The sequence below is a fragment of the Vibrio sp. 1727 genome, from assembly GCF_033344415.1.
In the GTDB taxonomy this organism is placed as follows: Bacteria; Pseudomonadota; Gammaproteobacteria; order Enterobacterales; family Vibrionaceae; genus Vibrio; species Vibrio alginolyticus.
Window position 1 is genome coordinate 1 of record NZ_JAWPOT010000612.1, and the last position, 535, is coordinate 535.

Consider the following 535-nt stretch of genomic DNA (forward strand, 5'->3'; position numbering starts at 1 on the left):
CCAAAAGTGGTCTGTTTGCTCACTTTAACTCCAAGTTGAATTTGCAGCTTTCCGTGCTTGAGTACGCAAACCAAGTGTTTGCTGAAAGAGTGATTGAACCTGCACGTGGGCTTGGTGATGGCAATATTGAGCGGAAAATCCGAGGGTTGTTGGATTCTTGGATGACGTGGAACCATTCATTTCAAGGCAGTTGTATGTTCCTTGATGCGTGGAATGATGCCGCAGACAAAAGTTGTCCGTTACAAGCGGCATTACGTAAAGCGATTGATACTTGGTTAAGTTATCTAGAAATTCAAATTGCGAAAGGCAAAGAAAACCAAGAGTTTATAAGCGACTTAGATACTCGTCAGGCGACGTTCGATTTATACGGGCAGTACCTGAGCGCGCATGTTTTCTATTCGATCAAAGGTGAGGAAGAGAGCTTACGCCTATTTTGGCAAGGCATCGACAACTTGCTTGCTCGATGGAGAGGTTAACACCGTCTACGGGTAACGAAGATACATTTTAAAGAGCGACAGAGTTCGCTCTTTCTTAT

General features: G+C 44.1%; 1 protein-coding gene. It reads left to right on the forward strand.

Annotation, left to right across the window (positions count from 1 at the left end; genetic code table 11):
- A partial coding sequence (locus R8O10_RS27210; protein ID WP_318192229.1) for a TetR family transcriptional regulator C-terminal domain-containing protein occupies positions 1-476 on the forward strand: 476 nt, incomplete at its 5' end.
- Positions 477-535 lie beyond the last annotated feature (59 nt).